General features: G+C 71.0%; 2 protein-coding genes and 1 pseudogene. All 3 read left to right on the forward strand.

What is annotated here, in order from left to right:
- Positions 1-214: pseudogene (locus G6022_RS16720) on the forward strand (pseudouridine synthase); the annotation flags it as partial.
- A gap of 27 nt (positions 215-241) precedes the next feature.
- Entirely contained in the window at positions 242-1,009 is a 768-nt protein-coding gene (locus G6022_RS14335) for an ABC transporter ATP-binding protein (protein ID WP_179523574.1), read from the forward strand.
- Positions 1,009-2,243, forward strand: a 1,235-nt coding sequence (locus G6022_RS14340) for an FtsX-like permease family protein (RefSeq protein WP_241731236.1), incomplete at its 3' end; no start/stop codon positions are given. The genes G6022_RS14335 and G6022_RS14340, both read left to right, overlap by 1 nt.

The following is a 2,243-nucleotide window of genomic DNA, read 5'->3' on the forward strand; positions in this document are numbered from 1 at the left end:
CCTGTACCCGCGGGTGCGGACGATCACCCCTGGCGACTTCTCCCACCCGCTGCAGTTGCTCGCGGAGACCATCGGGTTCACCGACCCCGTCTCCGGTGCCGAGCGCCGATTCAGGACCCGCAGGTCGCTCGAGGCGTGGCCGTCCGGGAAGGCCCGGGCGAAAGATCCGGGCCATCCCCCATCGGCACCCGCTCCGAACTCCTGCATGCTTTAGGTCGACCACCACGATCCAGGGGAGCAGATGACCACGCAGGCCGAGACCCAGCACCGGGCGGAGGGCGCGGAGCTCGCAGCCGTCGCCACCGACCTCGTCATGACCTACGGCGAGGGCGAGACCGAGGTCCGCGCGCTGGACCACGTCAGCGCCTCGTTCGAGCGCGGACGGTTCACCGCGATCATGGGCCCGTCCGGCTCGGGAAAGTCCACGCTCATGCACTGCATGGCCGGCCTGGACCGGCCGACCTCGGGTTCGGTGCGCGTGGGTGACACGGAGATCGTGGGCCTGGCGGACAAGGAACTCACCGCGCTGCGCCGCGACCGGATCGGGTTCGTATTCCAGTCCTTCAACCTCGTCCCCACCCTGACCGCCGAGGAGAACATCACGCTCCCGCAGGACATCGCGGGCCACGCCATCGACCGCGCGTGGTTCGACGAGGTGATCGGGCGGCTGGGGATCGCCGACCGCCTGTCCCACCGCCCCTCGGAGCTGTCCGGCGGTCAGCAGCAGCGCGTCGCCTGCGCGCGTGCGCTGGTGGGGCGCCCGGACATCCTGTTCGGCGACGAGCCCACGGGAAACCTCGACTCCACCTCGTCGGCGGAGGTGCTGTCGATCCTGCGCAGTGCGGCGGACGACTTCCAGCAGACCGTCGTCATCGTCACCCACGACCCGCGTGCCGCGACCTACGCCGACCGCGTGCTGCTGCTCGCCGACGGCCGGGTCGTGCGTGAGCTCTCCCATCCCACGTCCGACGAGATCCTGGCGGCCATGGGCGCGCTCGAGGAGCGGTGATGGCCGCCCGCCACGCCGCTGGTCACGCCCCCAGCCATTCCCGGCCCATGCTCCGGGTCTCTCTCCGCAACATCGCCGCGCACAAACTGCGCCTGGTCCTGTCCGTCCTGGCCGTGGTGCTGGGCACCGCGTTCGTCACCGGGTCGCTCGTGTTCACCTCGACCCTCAAGAGCACGTTCGACGGCCTGCTCGACCAGGGCACGCAGGATCTGTCCGCGATGATCGAACCCGATGACCCCCGGGGCGCCGGGGTGCCGTTCGAGGTCGCCGACCGCGCGCTCGGACTGCCGGGCGTCGAGGCCGTCACCCCCGGGGTGACCGGCACCGTGGTGATGTTCAACTCCGACGGCACGCCCTATCAGTCGGGTGGCGCCCCGTCGGAGGGGCTGGAGTGGGTCGAGCCCGACCAGGCCGTCGGGAGCAGCAGCTGGATCTCGGACGGGCGCGCTCCGGCCGCGGACGGCGAGGTCGTCCTCCCCGAGTCGGTGCTGGACAACGCGGGACTTGAGATCGGCGACTCCGCGCGGGTGTACACCACCTCCCAGGGGATGATCGACGTCACGGTCGTGGGCTCGTACTCCTCGGAGACCGACGTCGGCGGCTACGTCGGGGTCGGCTTCACCTCCGCACAGGCCCGCGCCCTGTTCACCGACGGGGAGAACGCCACCAACGTGGCCGTCCGCGCGGTCCCCGGCGTGAGCCAGGAGGAGATGCGCGACACGCTCGCCGCCGAGTTCCCCGAGTACGAGGTGAGCACGGGCGAGGAGGTCAAGGAGAGGCTCTCCGAGCAGCTGTCGACCATCCTGGACTTCGTCAACTACTTCTTCGTGGCCTTCGGCCTGATCGCGCTGCTCGTCGGCACGTTCATCATCTACAACACCTTCTCCATGCTGGTCGCACAGCGGCTCCGCGAACTCGCCCTCTTGCGGGCGATCGGCGCGACCCGCGGCCAGCTCACCCGGTCCGTGCTGGCCGAGGCCGCGCTGACCGGACTGGTCGGGTCGGCGATCGGCGTGCTGGCCGGGTTCGGACTGGCCCGGGTCATCTTCGCCGTACTCGACGCCTTCGACCTGGGGATCCCCTCAGGGGCCCTGGCACTCACCCCGATGTCCGTCATCACCCCGCTGGTGCTGGGCTTCGTCGTCACCGTGTTCTCCGCCTGGGCGCCCGCCCGGCGCGCCGGACGCGTCGCCCCGGTCCAGGGCATGCGGGTCGGGGCCGCCTCCTCGGAGGC

This window comes from Dietzia sp. Cai40 (genome assembly GCF_014145165.1).
In the GTDB taxonomy this organism is placed as follows: domain Bacteria; phylum Actinomycetota; class Actinomycetes; order Mycobacteriales; family Mycobacteriaceae; genus Dietzia; species Dietzia natronolimnaea.